A 16,752-nucleotide genomic window follows, 5' to 3' on the forward strand; every position below is an offset into this window, starting at 1 on the left:
ATCTTCGGCGCGGGCATGGGCGGTACGGCGATCAGCGCGCTGACCACCGTCAAGCTGTACAGCAACGCCGGCCACCGGGTCCCGTTCCTGATCACAGCCTGCGTCCTGGCCGGGTACGCCGTACTGGCGTGGCTGGTACTGCGAGACGCGCCGAACCGGCGCCCGGCACAGGGCTCGTTCGTGACCCGGCTGGTCTCGAACGCCAAGCTCCCGATCAGCTGGCAGGCCTGCATCCTGTACGCCGTTGCCTTCGGTGGCTATGTGGCCTTCTCGGTCTACCTGCCGTCGTACCTGAAGACCGCCTACGACCTGAGCGCCGCCGACGTGGCCAACCGGATGGCCGGCTTCGTCGTCATCGCCGTCCTGATGCGACCGATCGGCGGCTGGCTGTCGGACCGAAAGCCCTAGCCAGGCGGGTTACCGCTAGGCAGGCCGGTTCGTTCGACATTCGGTGGAATATCCAGGGGTTCGAGAAGTGATTGTGACGCAGCCCGCCATCTGCCGGTTGCACTGGGAAGATGCGCATGCCTTCAGCCGCCTCAGCTGTCCTCACCTTTGGTAGTCGAGGTCCGGGAACTTTCGGCTACTGGACGTAAACGAGATACGGACGAAATCGAAATGCCGTTTCGTGGTCTTCGGAGACCGCGACGTCCAACACGAGGTCGCTGCGACCTTCCTCGGCGGTCCAGAGGTCAACGAGACACTCCCAGTGGTCACCTTGCCACATCGCGACTGAGGTGCTCCAAGTTGCCTCTGGCAGCCGGATCAAGGTAGCCGATCCATAGTTCGCAACAGTCTCGCGGCATTGGTTCGACACGTCCTCGGAGACCGGATCAGCGTTCTCGATGCCTTGGCCGATGCGGGAGTCTCCTCGAATGAGGGAATCGACGATCGCGCCAAGAGTGCCTCGCCAAGCGTGCGGTACGGCAGTCTGGACTTCATCCTTTAAAGGCGCTACTTCCTCGACCATCCGAAAAGGGTAGTGCGCGGCGGGATGAAATCGGAGGTTCTGGATAAGGCCGCCTGTGGTCACCCGGCGAGCCCAAGTCGGCGAGCAGCCAGCGCCGCAGCACCTACGATCTGCAGCGGATGGAAGGTAGTCACAGTCATGAAGGCGCTCCGGCGAGTTGGAACCGGACGACCTTCTCATTACGAGAAGGACCGACAGCGTGTGATTGAGCCTCTACCAGCGGATTTACGTACAGGTCTCACCGCACCACACGCGAATTTCCTCCTCGATGCCGAGGATTTCGCACCACGAACAGCACCACGGCCGGCCGTGAGATTCAAAGTTACTGATCGGCCTTCGATGAGGGTCCATCGAGGCGCGGGCCATACTCGCAGTTGAGCGCACATGCCGCCCGGACCGCCGCGAGCCGTCTGCAGCTGGGGCTGCGCGCGGAGAAGACCAAGCTCACGGCCGAGCGGGAGATTCTGCGCCAGGCGGCCAAGTATTTCGCCGGGGAGACAAACTGGTGAACCGCTTCCAGTTCGTCGCGGACCACTGCACCACCTTTGTGGTGAAGCGGCTGTGCACGCTCGTCGAGATCGAGCGCTCGTCGTACTACGCCTGGCTGAAGGCCGCTCCCGCCCGACGTCCATGTGGTGTCGCGCCTGGACCGCGAGCTGGCGACACGCCGCCTCCGACCGCCCGACGGCGGCTGCGACCTCCGGAAAGCCGAACCCGAACATCTCCCGCAGCCCCCCGCCCCCGCAGCGCCACTGACGCCAACGTGCCGCCGTGGTCACGCGACGAGCCAGGGGTGTTGTCGCTGTGCCGTCAGTCGGGCTGGCCCGGCTGGACGGGGCCAATGCGGTAGGGCCGCATCATCTCGTTGTCCTCGTGCTCGACGATGTGGCAGTGCCAGACGAACTGGCCGGGTGTGGTGAACCGCATACGCACCCGGGTCACCTGGCCCGGTAGGGCCGTAACGGTGTCCTTGACGCCGGTCTCCCATGACTCGGGTGGCATCGGGACTGAACCTGGCACCAACTGCACAGCCCCGGTCTCCTCGTCCACCAGGATGTCCTGGCGGTTCACCACCTCGAAGGCCACCTCGTGGATGTGCATCGGATGCGCGTCCGCGGTGGCGTTGTAGATCTCCCAGACTTCGGTCGCACCCAGCGCAGGATTCTCGCTCACCGGATCCATCCAGAGCTTCTCCACGGCGATGCCTGCATCGACAATACCCAGCAACGCCTCGACGGGTCCCTCGATCTCCTCCTCCGTCTCGTCGAAGCCGATGTCCGCCTTCTCAATCAGCGCCAGCCGTCGTGTCACGGTCGCGGTCGGCAGCGGTGCGCGGGCCGGCAGCCGGAGGAACAGCGGCGGCGTGGTCGGGTCGGGAGCGAGGGCCGGCACGACCCGGAACTGCAGCACCTGGCCCGTCGAGTTCTCGTCCGCGGAGTCGAAGTCGACGCCGGGCACGCCGCCGCCGTACGGCGCGTCGGGACCGACGTTGCGCAGGACGTAGTTGCCCACCGGCACGTTGGTGAAGTCCACGATCAGATCGGCACGCTCGGCCAGCGCCATCAGCAGCCGGTTCCCGTTTGTGGCGGTCAGGTTCACCGGCGCCGCCAGGAAGCCGCCCTCGTTGCCGATGGCCCACACCTCGACACCCGGGATCTGGTTGAAGTCCAGGATCAGGAAGCGGGACTGGCAGCCGTTGAGGAACCGCAGCCGGTACCGCCGCTTCTGGACGGTCTGGAACGGCCAGGTGTTGCCGTTCACCATCGTCATGTTCCCGAAGAACTCCGGGTTCCAGATCGGCGAGAAAGGCCCGTCGGGGATGTAGGGACCGACGAGCTCGTCGAAGAACGTGCGGCTGTCGGGATAGAACAACGACCCGTTGGAGTTGAACGAGCGGTCCTGGATCGCGATCGGGATCTCGAGGTAGGTCTTGTTCGCCGGGAACTGGTCGTTCTCCGCCGGCGCCGGGCCGGGGAGCACCGCGACCGCACCGGACCGGCTGTCCAACACTGCCTTGTCGCCCGCCGGGCCGCCACGCACGATGTAGAAGCCGGCCGGACCGGCATAGACATTCAGCCTGGTCATGCCCAGCGTGTGGTCGTGATACCAGATGGTCGAGGCGCGGTTTTGGTTCGGGTACTGGAACGTTGCGAATCCCGGCCCCCACGCCACTCCGAAAGCGGCGGACGCCTTGCCCGCGAAGAAGTCGTACCAGGTGCCATTCGTCGCGTAGCCGCCTGGCAGGTTGTCGGCCGCCGGAAGATACCAGGCCTCCGCGTACCCGTCGCTCTCATCACCTACACCGATGGCGCCGTGCACGTGCGTGACCATGGGGACGGGGCCCGTGTACGGGCCTGGCGTCGGCTGGCCCGTGAAGTCCGGACGGTCGTCTCGGTGCATGGCGCCGCCCGGCGGGTTCGCCCAGTGCAACGTGGGATCGACCGGTAGCAGGTGCGGCCGATAGTTGCCACCTGCATCGACCAGGTCGTTGATCCACTTGATCCGCACCGGTCGGTTGACCTGGGCCTCGATAGTCAGCGAGGGCGCGTTGTGGATGAGCAGGCCGCGACTGCTCGCCGCTGTGACCGCGCCGTACCCCCACACAGCGGTAGCGGGCAGCGGAGCCGGCAGAATCTGCTGCGAGATCTGCTGCATCGAGATCTCGTAGTAGTCCGCGGGCTTGCCACCCGGCATGACCAACGTGCCGGCCCTCGGCATCACCGGCGGGATCAGCATCGCCGTCTGGAACTTGGGCACCAGATCCGGATTCAGAGTGCCACCAGGGATCTGGGCCAGGGCTTTGACCCCACCCCCGGGCAGGTAGGCGTACAGCGCGAAGCCGACGCCTGTCCCACCCACCGCCCTAATGAACGTGCGCCGACTGAGCAGCCTGACCGATTCGTCGCGATGTGCCATCGCGTCCACCCCAAAACCGCACCAACGCTTCACGCGCCAACTCGCGTGACCACACCCCGTGAGCATCCCCAGACGAGCAACGCCATTGGTCAACCCCCTTGACCAACCCCAAAATCAAGTGTGGACCCGCAGTAGTCGCGCCAGCAATAGGCACGCGGGGTACGTCTCGATACGAGTCAGCCGACAACGACCTCGACGAGTGCGACTCCAGCCCGGGTCCGATACCACCCAGCTGTGATGTCCAGGGACGTTGGTCAGTTAGACGACGTCGCGCCGCTGCACGGCGAGGAGGCCCAGGGCGGCAGGGATGAGCGCCCACGCGGCGAGTGCCGCCAAGGCTGCGGGAACGCTGACTTGGTCTCCGACTCCCCCGAGCACCCTGGTCAGGGTGTCTGGGATCCAGGAGGCCGCGTCGTTGACCAGTCGCACCGCCAGCGGCGGGACGATGAACAGCAACACCACGGCCGCGGTGACGGCTCCACCGATGTTGCGGACCAACGCGCCAAGCCCGGCGCCAAGGACCGCTCCGGCAGCTCCAGCCCACGTCGAGGCGGCGAGAAGCTGAGCGACCGCACCTGCCGACACCATGAAGCTGTAGTCGGCGAAGGGCAATGCGCCGGCGACCGCGCCGATGACCAGAGTCTCGCCGAGCAGGCCGAGCAGGCCTCCGGCGATCATGACTGCGGTGAGTTGGGCCAGGACTGCCCGGTATCGCCGTGGGCTGGTCAGGAACGTCGGTACGACCGTGTTGTGGCCGAATTCGCGTGCTACCGCGATGGCGCCGAAGAGCCCGGTTCCGATCATCGCGTTGGCCGCGAATGCCATCAGGGACTGCTGGTCATCGGCGGTGGAGATGAAGGTCTTGCTGCCGTCCATGTCGGTTCCCCACAGGACGACGGCCGCGTCCAGACCGGCGATGACGACGAGCACCGCGAGGAAGCCCCACGGCAGCTTGGTGGTGGTGAGCTTGCGCAGCTCTGCACGTACGAGTCGTAGCCACCTCATCGCAGCACGACCTCCTTCTCGGTTTTGTCGGCGGCCGAGGACACGGGGTGGTGTTCGGGGTCGCCGGTCCATTGCATGAACAGGTCCTCCAGCGAGCCCACCTGTGGGGCCAGTCCGTGGAGGGCGATGTTGGCGGCGTTGGCGCGGTCGCCGATCTGGTCTATCGTGAGTCCGCGGACCAGGAGTGTGCCGTCTGCGCCTGCGCGAACCGCTCCTCCTGCTTCCTCGAGGATCCGGCTCAGCGCGGCGGTGTTGGCCGTGCGGACCGAGATGCCCCTCTCCTGCAAGTCCGAGAGGACGCCGGCGGTGACGAGCCGGCCCCGGTTCAGGACCACGACCTCGTCGGCGAGGTGCTCGACTTCTGCCAGGAGGTGGCTGGACACGAAGACGGTGCCGCCGGCCGCTGCCCGGGCGCGCAGGAGGTCACGCAGGTCACGGAGCCCCTGTGGGTCGAGTCCGTTGCCGGGCTCGTCGAGGACCAGCACTGGTGGATCGCCCAGCAGAGCTCCGGCGAGCCCCAGGCGCTGCCGCATGCCGAGCGAGTATGTGCCTGCGTGACGATCAGCGGCGTCTGCCAGCCCGACGAGGTCGAGCATGTCGTCGGCTCGTGACTCCGGGATGCCGGCACCGTCGGCGAGGATCCGCAAGTGGTTCCGGCCGCTGCGGCCTGGATGGTAGGCGTGCTCGAGCAGCACCCCTACGGTCCGCGTAGGGTCACGCAAGTCGCGGTAACGGGCGCCACCTCACAACCACCTGACACCGCCGCGAGAGTCCCCAGCGCCCACGCCGCCGGCGGCGTGGGCAAGTACGGCGGCCTCAGCACTGGCGAGCACGGCACATGAGCCGAGGGCTGCCGTGGCGCGCGTCAAGAGTCGAGCCCTCGATCGCTTGCGAAGTCAAAGCAGGCAACACTATCGTTGCCGACCGCCGTGATCACCCGGTCTTCTCCAACTCTCCAGACTTGTCGATGCGCGGAGGTCCGATCGAGCCGTCGGCCGTCTCATCTACAAGTCCATCCCGACAGGCGTCGACAGGCACACGAGCCCTTCGTGCTCACGGCATGGCGAAGCTGTTCGGTGAGGCGGACGTGATCCACAGCTACAGCCGGGCCGACTCGATTGCCGGGGGCATCCTCATCGATGTCACGGAGACCGCGAGGGAATCCGGCTTCACCGTCCCGGTCGCCCTGACCCAGGAGGCGAGTCTCTGCCAAACAGCCGAGGCCAGGTACGGCCGCATCTCCTGGAGAGGGACCCTCCTGCCCGCGGCCGGGGGTCGGCTGTGATGTGACGGCCGGCAGCTCCAGGCCTGGCGGGGCGCCGAGGATCTGAGCGCCGTGGAGTGCGCGGGTGGCTGTTCACGGCCGCACGTCGGCTGACCGAGCCCACCGTGGCCCGCAGCGGCAACCGACCCCACTGACGAGGAGTCAACGCTGATCAACGCACACGGCCACGCGGTTATAGCCCGCGGCAAGCACCCGGCCGCAAGGCCGAACGACCCGATACGCGGTCCGCGAGAAGGCTCAGCTGCCCTGGGACGTAGTGCCACCGGGTGCGTCTGCGGTCGGAACGGCTGCTGCGGGCCGCAGGGCGGTGGCGCAGTGCCGGCGGAAACATGCCCCGATCGTCCAGGACCCGGCGCCACCATTGGCCGTCGCCACTTGGGCGCGGACTCACGTCAAGCGGGCCGGGGGCGTCTTCGGCGGGTTCCCATCTCCGACACTCGCGGCGCTTCACCGTGTGGCGGCCACGATGCGGCGCCGAGCTCGCGCGACACCGAGCGGGCGGCGGATCGCAGCGACGTCACCACGGCCGGATCGAGCGGCCACTCGTCAATTGACCCGACCAGTCCGATCGCGCCGGCCGCACCGCCGAACCGATCGCTCAGGACGGCGGCCACGCCGCACTCGCCGAGCACCGCCTCCTCGACCTCTTCCGCGATGCCCGTGACGCGGATCTGATCGAACAGGCTTCGGAGCTTACGGGGGTCGGTCACTGTCTGGCCGGTCATGCTTCGCAGCGGTGCTCCCTCCAGAACGCCGTCTGCCAGCTCGTCATCGAACGCGAGGATCGCCTTGCCCAGCGCGCAGGCATGGGCGGGGATCACGATCCCGACTTCCGGCATCTGGCGCGACCCGTCCGGTCGAGGCTCGTGCTGCACCACCACGACGTCGTCGATAAGCATCACCGCGGTACGCACGGCCAGGCCGGTACGACGCGCGAGGTCCTCCGTCCAGGGGGTGACCCGCGAGCGTAGTTCGAGGGTGTCGAGGTACACGTTGCCCATCGTCAGCACCGCGGGGCCGAGTCGGTAGTGGCCGGAGTCGTGCTCCTGGACGACCATTCGGTGGGCCAGCAGGGTGCGAACGATGCCGTGGACGGTCGACGCTGGCAGGCCGAGCCGCTGCGCGATCTCGCCCAGGCTGAGCCTGTGGTCGCCCTGTAAAAGGGCGAGGATCCGCAGGGCGCGGTCAACCGACTGGATCACCGGATCACCTCATCCTCCGTCGACTTTCGATCAGGGTCTTGTGCCCCTTTGAAAGAGCAGCGTAACCTCCGAACATCATTCGACATTGTCGAATGCCATTCCAATCTTACACGGATGGCCTGTGGGTGCAGACCGCAGGGTGACCGTGTGCGCCTCGCAGGAGGGCACCATGAGCGAACCGTTTATGATCCAGAAGTTGGCGTCCGAGGTCGTTGGGACCGCCTTCCTCGTCTTCGTCGGCGTGGGCTCGGTGCCCGCCACCCTCATCGTGAACGGTGACGCGCCCTTCACGATGGCCGATCTGGGGATGATCTCGTTGGCGTTCGGGACCATCGTGGTCGCGACCGTCTACGCGCTGGGGCACGTCAGTGGGAACCACATCAACCCCGCGGTCACCCTCGGCCTCGCGGTGACAGGAAAGTTCCCGTGGAGGAATGTGCCGGGCTATCTCGGCGCCCAACTGGTCGGGGCCGTCATCGGCGCCGCCGCGATCATCGCGGTGCTCGGGCAGAAGGCGAGCCATGTTGGCCTCGGCGTCACCTCGTACGGCGAGGCGGTCAGTGTGCCCCAAGCGTTCGCGGCTGAGTTCATCGGGACCTTCATCCTCGTGTTCACCGTCTTCGGGGTGATCCATCGCAACGCGCCGGCAGGATTCGCGGGGCTGGCCATCGGCCTGGTCGTATTCGCCGCGATCATCCCGGTGGCACCGACCACGGGAGCCTCGATCAACCCGGCCCGCACGTTCGGGCCGATGCTGGTGCAGCAGATCGCCGGGGGCACCGTCAAGTGGGAACAGTTGCCCGTCTACGTGTTTGCGGAGTGCATCGCCGGTGTCGTGGCTGCGCTGGCCTACGCCGCCCTCGTCAGGCCTGCTCGCCGAGCCGATGAGGCGCCGGCGGTGGTCCCCGAGCAGGCATCGGTCACCGGCGTGTGACCGCCACCGTCCCACACACCTCGCAGTCGAAGGAGCCACCGTCATGAAGAAACTGATCAACGCACCAACTGACGTCGTCGCCGAGTCCCTCCGGGGCCTCGAGGCAGCCCACCCAGAGCTTCGGGTCGATCATGAGAACAAGGTTGTGTTCCGCGCCGACCCCCCACGCCCGGGAAGGGTCGGGCTGGTCTCGGGCGGTGGTTCCGGCCACGAACCCCTGCACGGCGGGTTCGTCGGCCCGGGCATGCTCGACGCAGCCTGCTGCGGTGAGGTCTTCACCTCCCCGGTGCCCGACCAGATCCTGGCCGCCACCAACGGCGTCGACGGTGGCGCCGGAGTACTGCACATCGTGAAGAACTACACCGGCGACGTGATGAATTTCGAGATGGCCGCCGAACTGGCCGGCGCGGGCGGCGGCGTCGAGGTCATCGCGGTGGTCACCGACGACGACGTCGCCGTACAGGACAGCCTCTACACCGTCGGAAGGCGGGGAGTCGGCGTCACGGTCCTGGTGGAGAAGCTGGCCGGCGCGGCCGCCGAGCAGGGCCGGCCGCTCGCCGAAGTGGCCGACGTCGCTCGCAAGGTGAACTCCTCCGGACGCAGCATGGGCATGGCCCTGACGTCCTGCACCGTCCCCGCAGCGGGCCAGCCGACGTTCGACCTGCCAGACGACCAGATGGAGCTCGGCATCGGCATCCACGGCGAGCCTGGGCGCAAGCGGATACCGCTCGCGCCCGCAGCAGAGATCGCCCAGATGCTCGTCGAGCCGATCCTGGACGACTTCGAGTTCGCAGGCGACGGCGTGCTCGCGTTCGTCAACGGGATGGGCGGCACGCCGCTCATCGAGCTCTACCTGATGTACCACGAGGTGAACAGGCTTCTGTCCAAGGCGGGCCTACCCGTGGCACGGTCGCTCGTCGGAAGCTACATCACCAGCCTGGACATGGCGGGGTGCTCGGTCACCCTGCTGCGGCTGGACGACGATCTGCTGCGCTTGTGGGACGCGCCGGTGATGACACCCGCCCTGCGGTGGGGGGTTTGAGCAACATGGCCTCCACAGGAGTGACGACGATGATCGACGCCACGGCGGTCAGGGCCTGGCTGGGTGCCTTCGCCCGGGAGGTCGCCGCCAACCGCGTTCTCCTCACCCAGCTCGACGCGGCGATCGGCGACGCCGACCACGGCACCAACCTCGACCGTGGGATGACCGATGTGGTCGCGGCGCTCGATGACCTGGCCGACGCGTCGCCGGGCGTCCTCCTCAAGACCACCGGAATGACCCTGGTACGCACGGTGGGTGGTGCCAGCGGACCCCTCTACGGCACCTTCTTCCTGCGCATGTCCGCGGCCGTGGGCGACGCGGAGGCGCTGGATCCGGCTCGGTTCGCCGCGGCGCTGCGAGCGGGCCTCGACGGGGTGGTCGGCCGCGGACGTGCCCAGGCCGGAGACAAGACGATGTACGACGCGCTCGCGCCGGCCTGTGACGCCCTGGACGCCGCGTTCGCTGGGAGGCTGGATCTGGCCACCGCCCTGCAGCGAGCCGCGACGGCGGCGGACGTGGGTCGCGACGCGACCACACCGATGCTCGCGCGCAAGGGCAGGGCCTCGTATCTCGGCGAGCGCAGCGTCGGTCACCAGGACCCAGGGGCCACGTCGTCGGCCCTGCTGGTGGCGACGCTGGCACGGGTCGTGGGCGCGGAGAAAGCGCGGTGACCGGTCTGGTCGTGGTCTCCCACAGTCGTGCGCTGGCCGACGCATCCGTGGCCCTGGCCTCGGAGATGCTGCACGGGTCTCGGGTGCGCATCGCGGTCGCGGCCGGGCTGGACGCAACGACGTTCGGCACCGATGCCACAGCCATCGTCGAGGCGATAACCGCCGCGGATGACGGCGATGGTGTCGTCGTCTTGATGGACCTCGGCAGCGCGGTCCTGTCGGCGGAAATGGCCCTGGACATGATCGACCCCGGCGTACGCGAGCGGGCGGTACTGTGCCCAGCACCGCTCGTCGAGGGGCTTGTCATCGCAGCCGTCGCAGCAGCCGGAGGAGCATCTCCCACGCAGGTCGCCGCAGAGGCGGTCGGGTCGCTGGCGGCCAAGCAGTCACACTTGAACCCCACTGTCGAAACCGTCGATCTCGATCGCCCCGGGAGCGATGCAGCAGGGACGGCGACAGGCGCGGCCGCGCCACTGTCGGCCGTCGTCAAGATCCTCAACCCACATGGCCTGCATGCGCGCCCAGCCGCCCGGCTCGTCCAGGAGGCACGGCGGTACGACGCCCGCGTGCAGCTGCGCAACCTCGACACCGGAGCCGGGCCGGTGCCGGCGACCAGCCTGTCCCGGGTCGCTGCACTCGGAGCTCTCCACGGCCACCGAGTCGAGGTCAGTGCCACCGGAGCTCAGGCACATGAGGCGCTCCAGCACGTCGTCGCCCTCGCCGAGCGCCGGTTCGACGAGCCCGCGCCCGCTGCCACCGAGCAGGCTGCCCCCGTGCCGTACAACAGCGGCCCGCTCGCCGCCTCGCCGGGCATCGCCATCGGACCGGCGATACCCATCCGCTCGGTCGACGTCGACGTGCCGGACGACGATGCCCAAGACGAGGTCGTCGAGTGGCGGCGGCTGCGCGCCGCGGTCGCCGAGGTACGACGACAGATCCAGCGCGTGCGAGTGACCGCGGCACAAGAAGCCGGCGAGGGCGAGGCGGGGATCTTCGACGCCCACCTCATGCTCATCGACGACGCCGAGCTGCTCGATGACGTACACACTCGCATCCGCACCGGGCTCGCCGCTCCCCGCGCATGGCTCGATGCCATCGGCGCGGTCGAGTCCGAGTTCGCGGCGGTCCCGGATCCGTACCTTCAGGCCCGGGCAGCCGACGTCCATGCGGTCGGTCAGCAAGTGGCTCGCGTGCTGGTCGGGGCACCCGAAATCCTCTTCGACGGCGAGGGCGTGGTCATCGCCGACGACCTCACGCCGGCCCAAGTGGCCGGGTTAGACCCGACCCGGGTCAAGGGCTTGGTGCTCGCCTCGGGGAGCCCAACCGGACACAACGCCATCCTGGCCCGCTCGCGTGCAATCCCAGCGATCGTCGCGGCAGGAGCCGGCGTGCTGGCGATCCCGCCGGGCTCGACGATCGCTCTCGACGGCACGACCGGCAAGCTGTACGTCAACCCCGACGAGGACACGCTGCACCAACTAGAGGCGCTGGACGAACGCTCCCGAGCCGTCGCGACGCTCGCCATGGCAGCCGCGCACGCGCTGGCCATCACCGCTGACGGGGTCGAGATCCTGGTCGGGGCGAACATCGGTTCCGTTGCCGACGCGAAGGCGGCTGCGGCACACGGAGCAGATCTCGCCGGCCTGGTTCGCACCGAGTTCCTCTACCTCGACCGCCGGGAAGCGCCGACCGTCGAGCAGCAGGTGGAGGTCTATCGCGCGCTGGCCGCCGCGCTCGCCGGCCGGCGACTGACCCTCCGCACGCTCGACGTCGGCGGGGACAAGCCTCTCTCCTATGCGCCTCAGCCGCCGGAGAACAACCCCTTCCTGGGTATGCGGGGAATCCGCCTCGCGCTCGCCCAGCGCGAGCTGCTGCACGACCAGCTGCGGGCGATCGTCCACATCGCACACGAGACCCCGGTGAGCGTGATGTTCCCGATGGTGAGCACCCTCGACGAGCTGCTCGAAGCGCGGCGCCGTCTCGAGCACGTCATCGAGCTCGACGGCCGCGGCACGCCGGACGACCTCCAGGTCGGCATCATGGTTGAGGTGCCCGCCACCGCCCTCAAGGCCGAGGCGTTCGCACCTCACGTCGACTTCTTCAGCATAGGCACCAACGACCTGACCCAGTACGCGCTCGCGGCCGAGCGAGGCAATCCCGCGGTGGCGGCCATCGGTGACCCGCTCGATCCCGGTGTATTGAGACTCATCGACTCAGTCTGCCGAGCAGCCAGCGGACGGTGCCTGGTCGCAGTCTGCGGCGAGCTCGCCGCAGACGAGAAAGCGGCGGCGCTGCTCGTGGCACTCGGGGTCCGAGAGCTGAGTGTCGCGCCGGCCTCGGCGCCACGGGTAAAGCAAGCTGTCCGCGTCGTCGCGGCCTCACCAGGGCATGACCTGCTGCCCCAGTGCCTCAGCGCCAGCGGGCCTGCCGAGGTGCGCGCCATGCTGAGTTGACCCTCGCCAATGCTCAACCCACCCGTCGCCTGGCGCCGGTTCTCGCCGGGCCTGCGCGGACGTGCGATCACTCGCCATTTCAGCGTGGGAACAGCGTGGGACCAAAGACGCGTCGATCCGAAGCGACTGCAGTCAAGATCGGCCGAACTGGAGTCGGTTCGAGACGCCTGGAGAGGCGTGTGTCGGTGGGGTGTGTCGGTTTCCTAAACCGTGCGTCGCAGGTTCGAATCCTGCCGGGGGCACTGCCGGGGGCACAACACAAACACGCAGGTCAGGAGCATCTTAGCCAGCAGTCTGACCTAGATCTCGGGCCATCGTGGGGATATACGTGGTGCGAACTCGAGCGTTGTCGCGAGCCGGATCAGGTGGTGAATGAGCCGACGACGACCGAGTACGACTCGATTGGTTTGCGGGCCGTTGCCGTGGCCTTCTCCGGATCGTGCTCACAGAAACTCGATCCCTACGCGTCGGCCTAGCGGCTGACGGTGGTTCGGAGACCCCAGCCGAATCGGTAGAGGGGGTCGTAGTCGCGGTCGCCGATGTTGATCGGCTCCTGGTCGGCGCTGCGCGGCCAGGTGTGGGACAGCTTGCCGGTGAATGGGCGCTGGCCGAACACTACGTCGGCCACGCCCTCACCCTGTGAACCAGGAAGCCAAGACGCCACCAGGGCGTCGATCGTGCTGAGCTGCGCCGGCGGGATCACCTGCGGTCGGCCGGATACGACCAGCACCACGCACTTGGCGATCGCACCGCACACCTTGTCGATGACGGCCTGGTCCACAGCTTGCAGATCGAGGCTCTTCGCTTCGCGCGGTACTCCACCGTCCTCCGGGTCGTACGCCCACTCAGGACCGCCGACGTCGCCGAAGCCTTCCGCATACGGAGTTTCGCCGACGACCACGACCGCCACATCACTGCCCGCGGTCGGGGCCGAGCCGTCCTTGCTGTACGTCACCTGCGCACCTGGAGCGACCTGCCGGATGCCTTCGAGGATCGTGTTGCCCGGCACCCGGTGCTGACCCGATGCGCCTTGCCAGCTGAGCGTCCAGCCGCCCGCCTGGTTGCCCATGTCGTCAGCGTTGCGGCCGGCGACGTACACCTTGGCGTCCTTCCGCAACGGCAACAGACCGTCGGTGTTCTTCAGCAGCACCTGCGACTTCGCGACGGCCTCGCGCGCGAGCGCCCGGTGCTCCGCAGACCCCACCTCGGCGATGTGCGTGCGGTCGGTGTACGGCTTCTCGAAGAGGCCCAACTCGAACTTCTTCGCCAGTATCCGTCGTACGGCGTCGTCGATGCGCGCCTGCGACACCCGGCCGGCCCGAACCTCGTCGAGCAGGGTGGTCTCGAACTGCAGCGCCGAGAACGGCTCCATGAACATGTCGGTGCCGGCGTTCACGCCGGTCCGGACCTGCGTCGGCCAGTCGCCAGGGATCTGGTGGATGCCCTCCCAGTCGGAGATCACGAAACCGTCGAACCCGAGCTTGCCCTTGAGTTCGTCGGTGATGAGTTCACGGTTCGCGTGCATCTTGATCGGGTTCCCGATGCCGTCCTCGGTCCAGTCGACGCTGGAGAACGACGGCATCACGGTGCCGGTGTCGTGACGTCGTACGGCGGCCTGGTACGGCGCGAGGTCGATCCGCGCGAAGTCGTGCCGGTTCGTGATGGTCACACCTTGGTCGATGGTGTAGTCGCCGGCCGCGGTGTCGAACTCGGTGTCGCCATCACCGGCGTAGTGCTTGGCGGTCGCCAGTACCCGGTCGGCGTCTGTCAGCCGGGTGCCCTGGAAGCCTTCAATGGCCGACGCGAACCGGGTGACCAACTCCGGATCCTCGGCGAAGCTCTCGTAGGTCCTTCCCCAGCGGGTGTCCCGCGCGACGCAGATGCAGGGTGCGAAGGCCCATTGCGGACCGGTCGCGCGGGTCTCCTCGGCGACGACATGCTCGATCCGCTCGACCAGTCGCGGATCCCGGGTCGAGCCCAGGCCGATGTTGTGTGGGAAGACCGTTGCCCCTAGCAAGTTTCCGTGACCGTGGACCGAGTCGACGCCGTACAGCAGCGGGATCTGCAATCGGGTCCGCAACGCGGCTGCCTGGAACCGGTCGACCATGTCAGCCCATGCCTCCGGGGTGTTCGGCGTCGGCACAGAGCCGCCACCGGACAGCACCGAACCGAGCCGCCAGGCGGTGACAAGTGACGGGTCGTCCGAGACGGCGCCGCGCTCGGCCTGCGTCATCTGGCCGACCTTCTCTTCCAGTGTCATCCGACTCAGCAGATCCTGGACGCGGGACCGCACCGGCAGTTTCGGGTCGAGATAGGCCTGCCCGGTGTGGCTGATCAGCGGACGGCCAAATGCATCGGTCGGGTACGACGTCAGGCCCGGGTCGGCCGCAAAGGCGGACCTCCCGGCATCGGCGGACGGCGTGGCGACGAGTGCAAGGACGAGTGCGCCTGCGATCGCTGCGTGAGTGGTCCGGCGCGCCCAGGTGCTACGTGGTGATTCGCTCAAACGCATGACGAGCTCCTCGGGCGAGTATGCGGTGGAGCGCTTTCATCGCCACGCTCCAGCGACACGCACCCGAGGTCAAGAGCTTGTGGCCGCCGCTGCGCCGGACGGCAACGCGGGATCCGGCCTGTTGGAGACTTCAAAATGGACTGGCACTCGCGGACGAAGAGAATGCGTCCGACCAACGTCACTCCCACCAAGACCAGCTCGACCGTCCTGGCCCGGCCTCCAGGCTCGGACGCAGAGCCCCAGCGGCAAGTGGCGTCCGTCAGAGTGGTGTAGGACGGATCCTGGTGGGCGCGTCGCACCGGATGCACTCGGCCGTCCGAGGCCGGCACCGACGTGCACGCGCGTACCGTCGAGCACAAGCGTGTCGTCCGCGCCTGGGTCGCCGACCTGGCCCGGCGAGCCGGTGCCACCGACCCCGACATGCTCGCCGCCCGGGTTCTCGTCGACGCCGCCTGCTCACCCGGCACTCAGTAGGACCGACACCCTGCGGCGCTTGACGAACAGCCTCCACCACAGTTCGGCGGAACGGCTCTGCAAGGACAACCGCACCACCGCCGGAGGGAGCGGGCGGACCGAAGCATCAGCCGGTTGATACGGAAGACGAGTTCGCGCCCCAGCGCCGGCAGCTGCCTGCGGGCGTGGGATCGCGGAATATCGGGTCTTGCCGCCGCGTGGTCGCGGGCTATTGCTGGAGGACGCGGCGGCCGGTCAGACGGATCGGTGTGATCCGCACGAACTGGGTGCGCAGGCCGACCGCCCAGGGCTTGGGACCCTGATCTCCCCACAGCTCCACGAGGGTCGCCGGGTCGTCGACGACCTCCGCGTCGCCGACGGCCACGACACTCCACCCTCCCTGCAGGAACTCGTCGATGTCGTCGATCTCGAAGGCGACCCGGCTGTGACGTATCGCGGTGGCCAGTGCGCCGTCGGCGGCAGTCCGAAAGAAGATGCTGCGCCGGTGGACGACGTAGTTGACAGGGAGCACCTGTACACCGTCCGGGCCGTTGAAGCCCACCCGTCCCACGGACTTGGCGGCTAGCAACTCTCGGCACTCCTCGGGCAGCAGGTGCTGAAAGAGCGCCGGCTCGAACCATCGGTTGCTGCTGTCGTCACTGCTCATCTCTCAGATGTACCGCGGTCCCTCCTGTCGGCGTACCGGCCGTAGGTCCCGAAACGGTGGGCCGAACGCAGTCCTCTGTATTCAGCGAACGGCCACGCAGAATGGAGCGCGCGTGCATCCGCTACTGCCGCCGGGCAGCTGGCCATCCGACTTCGGCCGAGCGGGTCTGCTGATGCAATTGGGACAACGGTGTGATCGTCCGGCATCCTTGCCCGCCAGCACCGGCGCACCGCAGCCTGCTGGTCAGCCATGTGCTGTACCGCGACCTGTCGCGGCAGAGGAACATGGCGGCAGGGGACCATGGTAGAGAACTTCATCCTCTATTGAGCCCTGCGGCGACAGTCCCGTCGAGGCGGACGCTCGGGCCCCGCTTGAGCGCTGCCCCGAACGACACAGTGGTGCCGCCTACGATTGCACCGAAGGGCACGACGAGGAGGCAGTCATCATGCTGGTACGCGAAGTCATGACGTCACCGGCCATCATCGTGACTGAGTACACCACGGCACGCGAAGCCCTGCGGCTGCTGGGCGAGTGCCAGATCACCGCCCTGCCGGTCGTAGACGACGACGGTATCGTCGTCGGGGTGGTGAGCGAGGCGGACCTGCTCGCGCTGGTCCCGGACGGCCCGCAGTCAGATCCGAT

14 protein-coding genes and 3 pseudogenes are annotated in these 16,752 nt (G+C 67.8%); 10 read left to right on the forward strand and 7 right to left on the reverse strand.

What is annotated here, in order from left to right; all coding sequences use genetic code 11:
- Positions 1 to 408 (forward strand): MFS transporter (locus AB0E63_RS39700; protein ID WP_360377982.1); only part of this gene is annotated, 408 nt, incomplete at its 5' end.
- A 175-nt stretch (positions 409 to 583) separates the two neighbouring features.
- On the opposite strand, the gene AB0E63_RS39705 is transcribed toward AB0E63_RS39700, so the two are convergent.
- A complete protein-coding gene (locus AB0E63_RS39705) occupies positions 584 to 970 on the reverse strand; it encodes a hypothetical protein (RefSeq protein ID WP_360377985.1) in 387 nt (128 codons plus the stop codon).
- Between the two features lie 422 nt (positions 971 to 1,392).
- On the opposite strand from AB0E63_RS39705, the pseudogene AB0E63_RS39710 reads away from it, so the two are divergent.
- Positions 1,393 to 1,595: pseudogene (locus AB0E63_RS39710) on the forward strand (IS3 family transposase); the annotation flags it as partial.
- A gap of 185 nt (positions 1,596 to 1,780) precedes the next feature.
- Here AB0E63_RS39710 and AB0E63_RS39715 read toward each other — a convergent pair.
- The 3 genes from AB0E63_RS39715 to AB0E63_RS39725 all read right to left on the reverse strand — a co-directional run bounded on the left by AB0E63_RS39715 (position 1,781) and on the right by AB0E63_RS39725 (position 5,586).
- The gene (locus AB0E63_RS39715) at positions 1,781 to 3,829 is read right to left on the reverse strand and encodes a multicopper oxidase (RefSeq protein WP_360377987.1); all 2,049 of its coding nucleotides are present in this window, start codon (positions 3,827 to 3,829) and stop codon (positions 1,781 to 1,783) included.
- Positions 3,830 to 4,144: 315 nt separating this feature from the next.
- On the reverse strand, positions 4,145 to 4,891 hold the full coding sequence (locus tag AB0E63_RS39720; protein ID WP_360377990.1) for a hypothetical protein: 747 nt from the start codon (positions 4,889 to 4,891) through the stop codon (positions 4,145 to 4,147).
- On the reverse strand, positions 4,888 to 5,586 hold the full coding sequence (locus AB0E63_RS39725; protein WP_360377993.1) for an AAA family ATPase: 699 nt from the start codon (positions 5,584 to 5,586) through the stop codon (positions 4,888 to 4,890). The genes AB0E63_RS39720 and AB0E63_RS39725 overlap by 4 nt, the downstream gene beginning before the upstream one ends.
- 365 nt (positions 5,587 to 5,951) lie before the next feature.
- On the opposite strand from AB0E63_RS39725, the gene AB0E63_RS39730 reads away from it, so the two are divergent.
- Complete coding sequence (locus AB0E63_RS39730; RefSeq protein WP_360377995.1) at positions 5,952 to 6,176, forward strand: DUF6573 family protein; 225 nt, start codon at positions 5,952 to 5,954, stop codon at positions 6,174 to 6,176.
- Positions 6,177 to 6,568: 392 nt separating this feature from the next.
- Here AB0E63_RS39730 and AB0E63_RS39735 read toward each other — a convergent pair whose 3' ends face one another.
- Complete coding sequence (locus tag AB0E63_RS39735) at positions 6,569 to 7,378, reverse strand: IclR family transcriptional regulator (protein WP_360377997.1); 810 nt, start codon at positions 7,376 to 7,378, stop codon at positions 6,569 to 6,571.
- Positions 7,379 to 7,547: 169 nt separating this feature from the next.
- Here AB0E63_RS39735 and AB0E63_RS39740 point away from each other — a divergent pair, with 169 nt between their 5' ends.
- The 5 genes and pseudogenes from AB0E63_RS39740 (at position 7,548) to ptsP (ending at position 12,478) form a co-directional block, all read left to right on the forward strand.
- Positions 7,548 to 8,312: an MIP/aquaporin family protein gene (locus tag AB0E63_RS39740; RefSeq protein WP_360378000.1), complete on the forward strand. Its 765-nt coding sequence runs from the start codon at positions 7,548 to 7,550 to the stop codon at positions 8,310 to 8,312.
- Positions 8,313 to 8,355: 43 nt separating this feature from the next.
- Entirely contained in the window at positions 8,356 to 9,354 is a 999-nt protein-coding gene (gene dhaK, locus AB0E63_RS39745) for a dihydroxyacetone kinase subunit DhaK (protein WP_360378002.1), read from the forward strand.
- A 29-nt stretch (positions 9,355 to 9,383) separates the two neighbouring features.
- A complete protein-coding gene (dhaL, locus tag AB0E63_RS39750; protein WP_360378004.1) occupies positions 9,384 to 10,025 on the forward strand; it encodes a dihydroxyacetone kinase subunit DhaL in 642 nt (213 codons plus the stop codon).
- Positions 10,022 to 10,423, forward strand: a pseudogene (gene dhaM, locus AB0E63_RS39755) (dihydroxyacetone kinase phosphoryl donor subunit DhaM); the annotation flags it as partial. The gene dhaL and the pseudogene dhaM, both read left to right, overlap by 4 nt.
- Positions 10,418 to 12,478: a phosphoenolpyruvate--protein phosphotransferase gene (gene ptsP / locus AB0E63_RS39760; RefSeq protein ID WP_360378067.1), complete on the forward strand. Its 2,061-nt coding sequence runs from the start codon at positions 10,418 to 10,420 to the stop codon at positions 12,476 to 12,478. The pseudogene dhaM and the gene ptsP, both read left to right, overlap by 6 nt.
- A gap of 472 nt (positions 12,479 to 12,950) precedes the next feature.
- Here ptsP and AB0E63_RS39765 read toward each other — a convergent pair whose 3' ends face one another.
- Positions 12,951 to 14,990 carry a glycoside hydrolase family 3 N-terminal domain-containing protein gene (locus tag AB0E63_RS39765; protein ID WP_360378006.1) on the reverse strand — a complete coding sequence of 680 codons (2,040 nt, stop codon included), beginning with the start codon at positions 14,988 to 14,990 and terminating at the stop codon, positions 12,951 to 12,953.
- A gap of 333 nt (positions 14,991 to 15,323) precedes the next feature.
- On the opposite strand from AB0E63_RS39765, the gene AB0E63_RS39770 reads away from it, so the two are divergent.
- Entirely contained in the window at positions 15,324 to 15,464 is a 141-nt protein-coding gene (locus AB0E63_RS39770) for a hypothetical protein (protein WP_360378009.1), read from the forward strand.
- A 208-nt stretch (positions 15,465 to 15,672) separates the two neighbouring features.
- Here AB0E63_RS39770 and AB0E63_RS39775 read toward each other — a convergent pair whose 3' ends face one another.
- Positions 15,673 to 16,110, reverse strand: a complete 438-nt coding sequence (locus tag AB0E63_RS39775) for a pyridoxamine 5'-phosphate oxidase family protein (RefSeq protein WP_360378012.1) — start codon at positions 16,108 to 16,110, stop codon at positions 15,673 to 15,675.
- Positions 16,111 to 16,573: 463 nt separating this feature from the next.
- Between AB0E63_RS39775 and AB0E63_RS39780 the strand changes: the two are divergent.
- Positions 16,574 to 16,714, forward strand: a pseudogene (locus AB0E63_RS39780) (CBS domain-containing protein); the annotation flags it as partial.
- Positions 16,715 to 16,752 lie beyond the last annotated feature (38 nt).

The sequence above is a fragment of the Kribbella sp. NPDC026596 genome, assembly GCF_040638415.1.
GTDB lineage: Bacteria > Actinomycetota > Actinomycetes > Propionibacteriales > Kribbellaceae > Kribbella.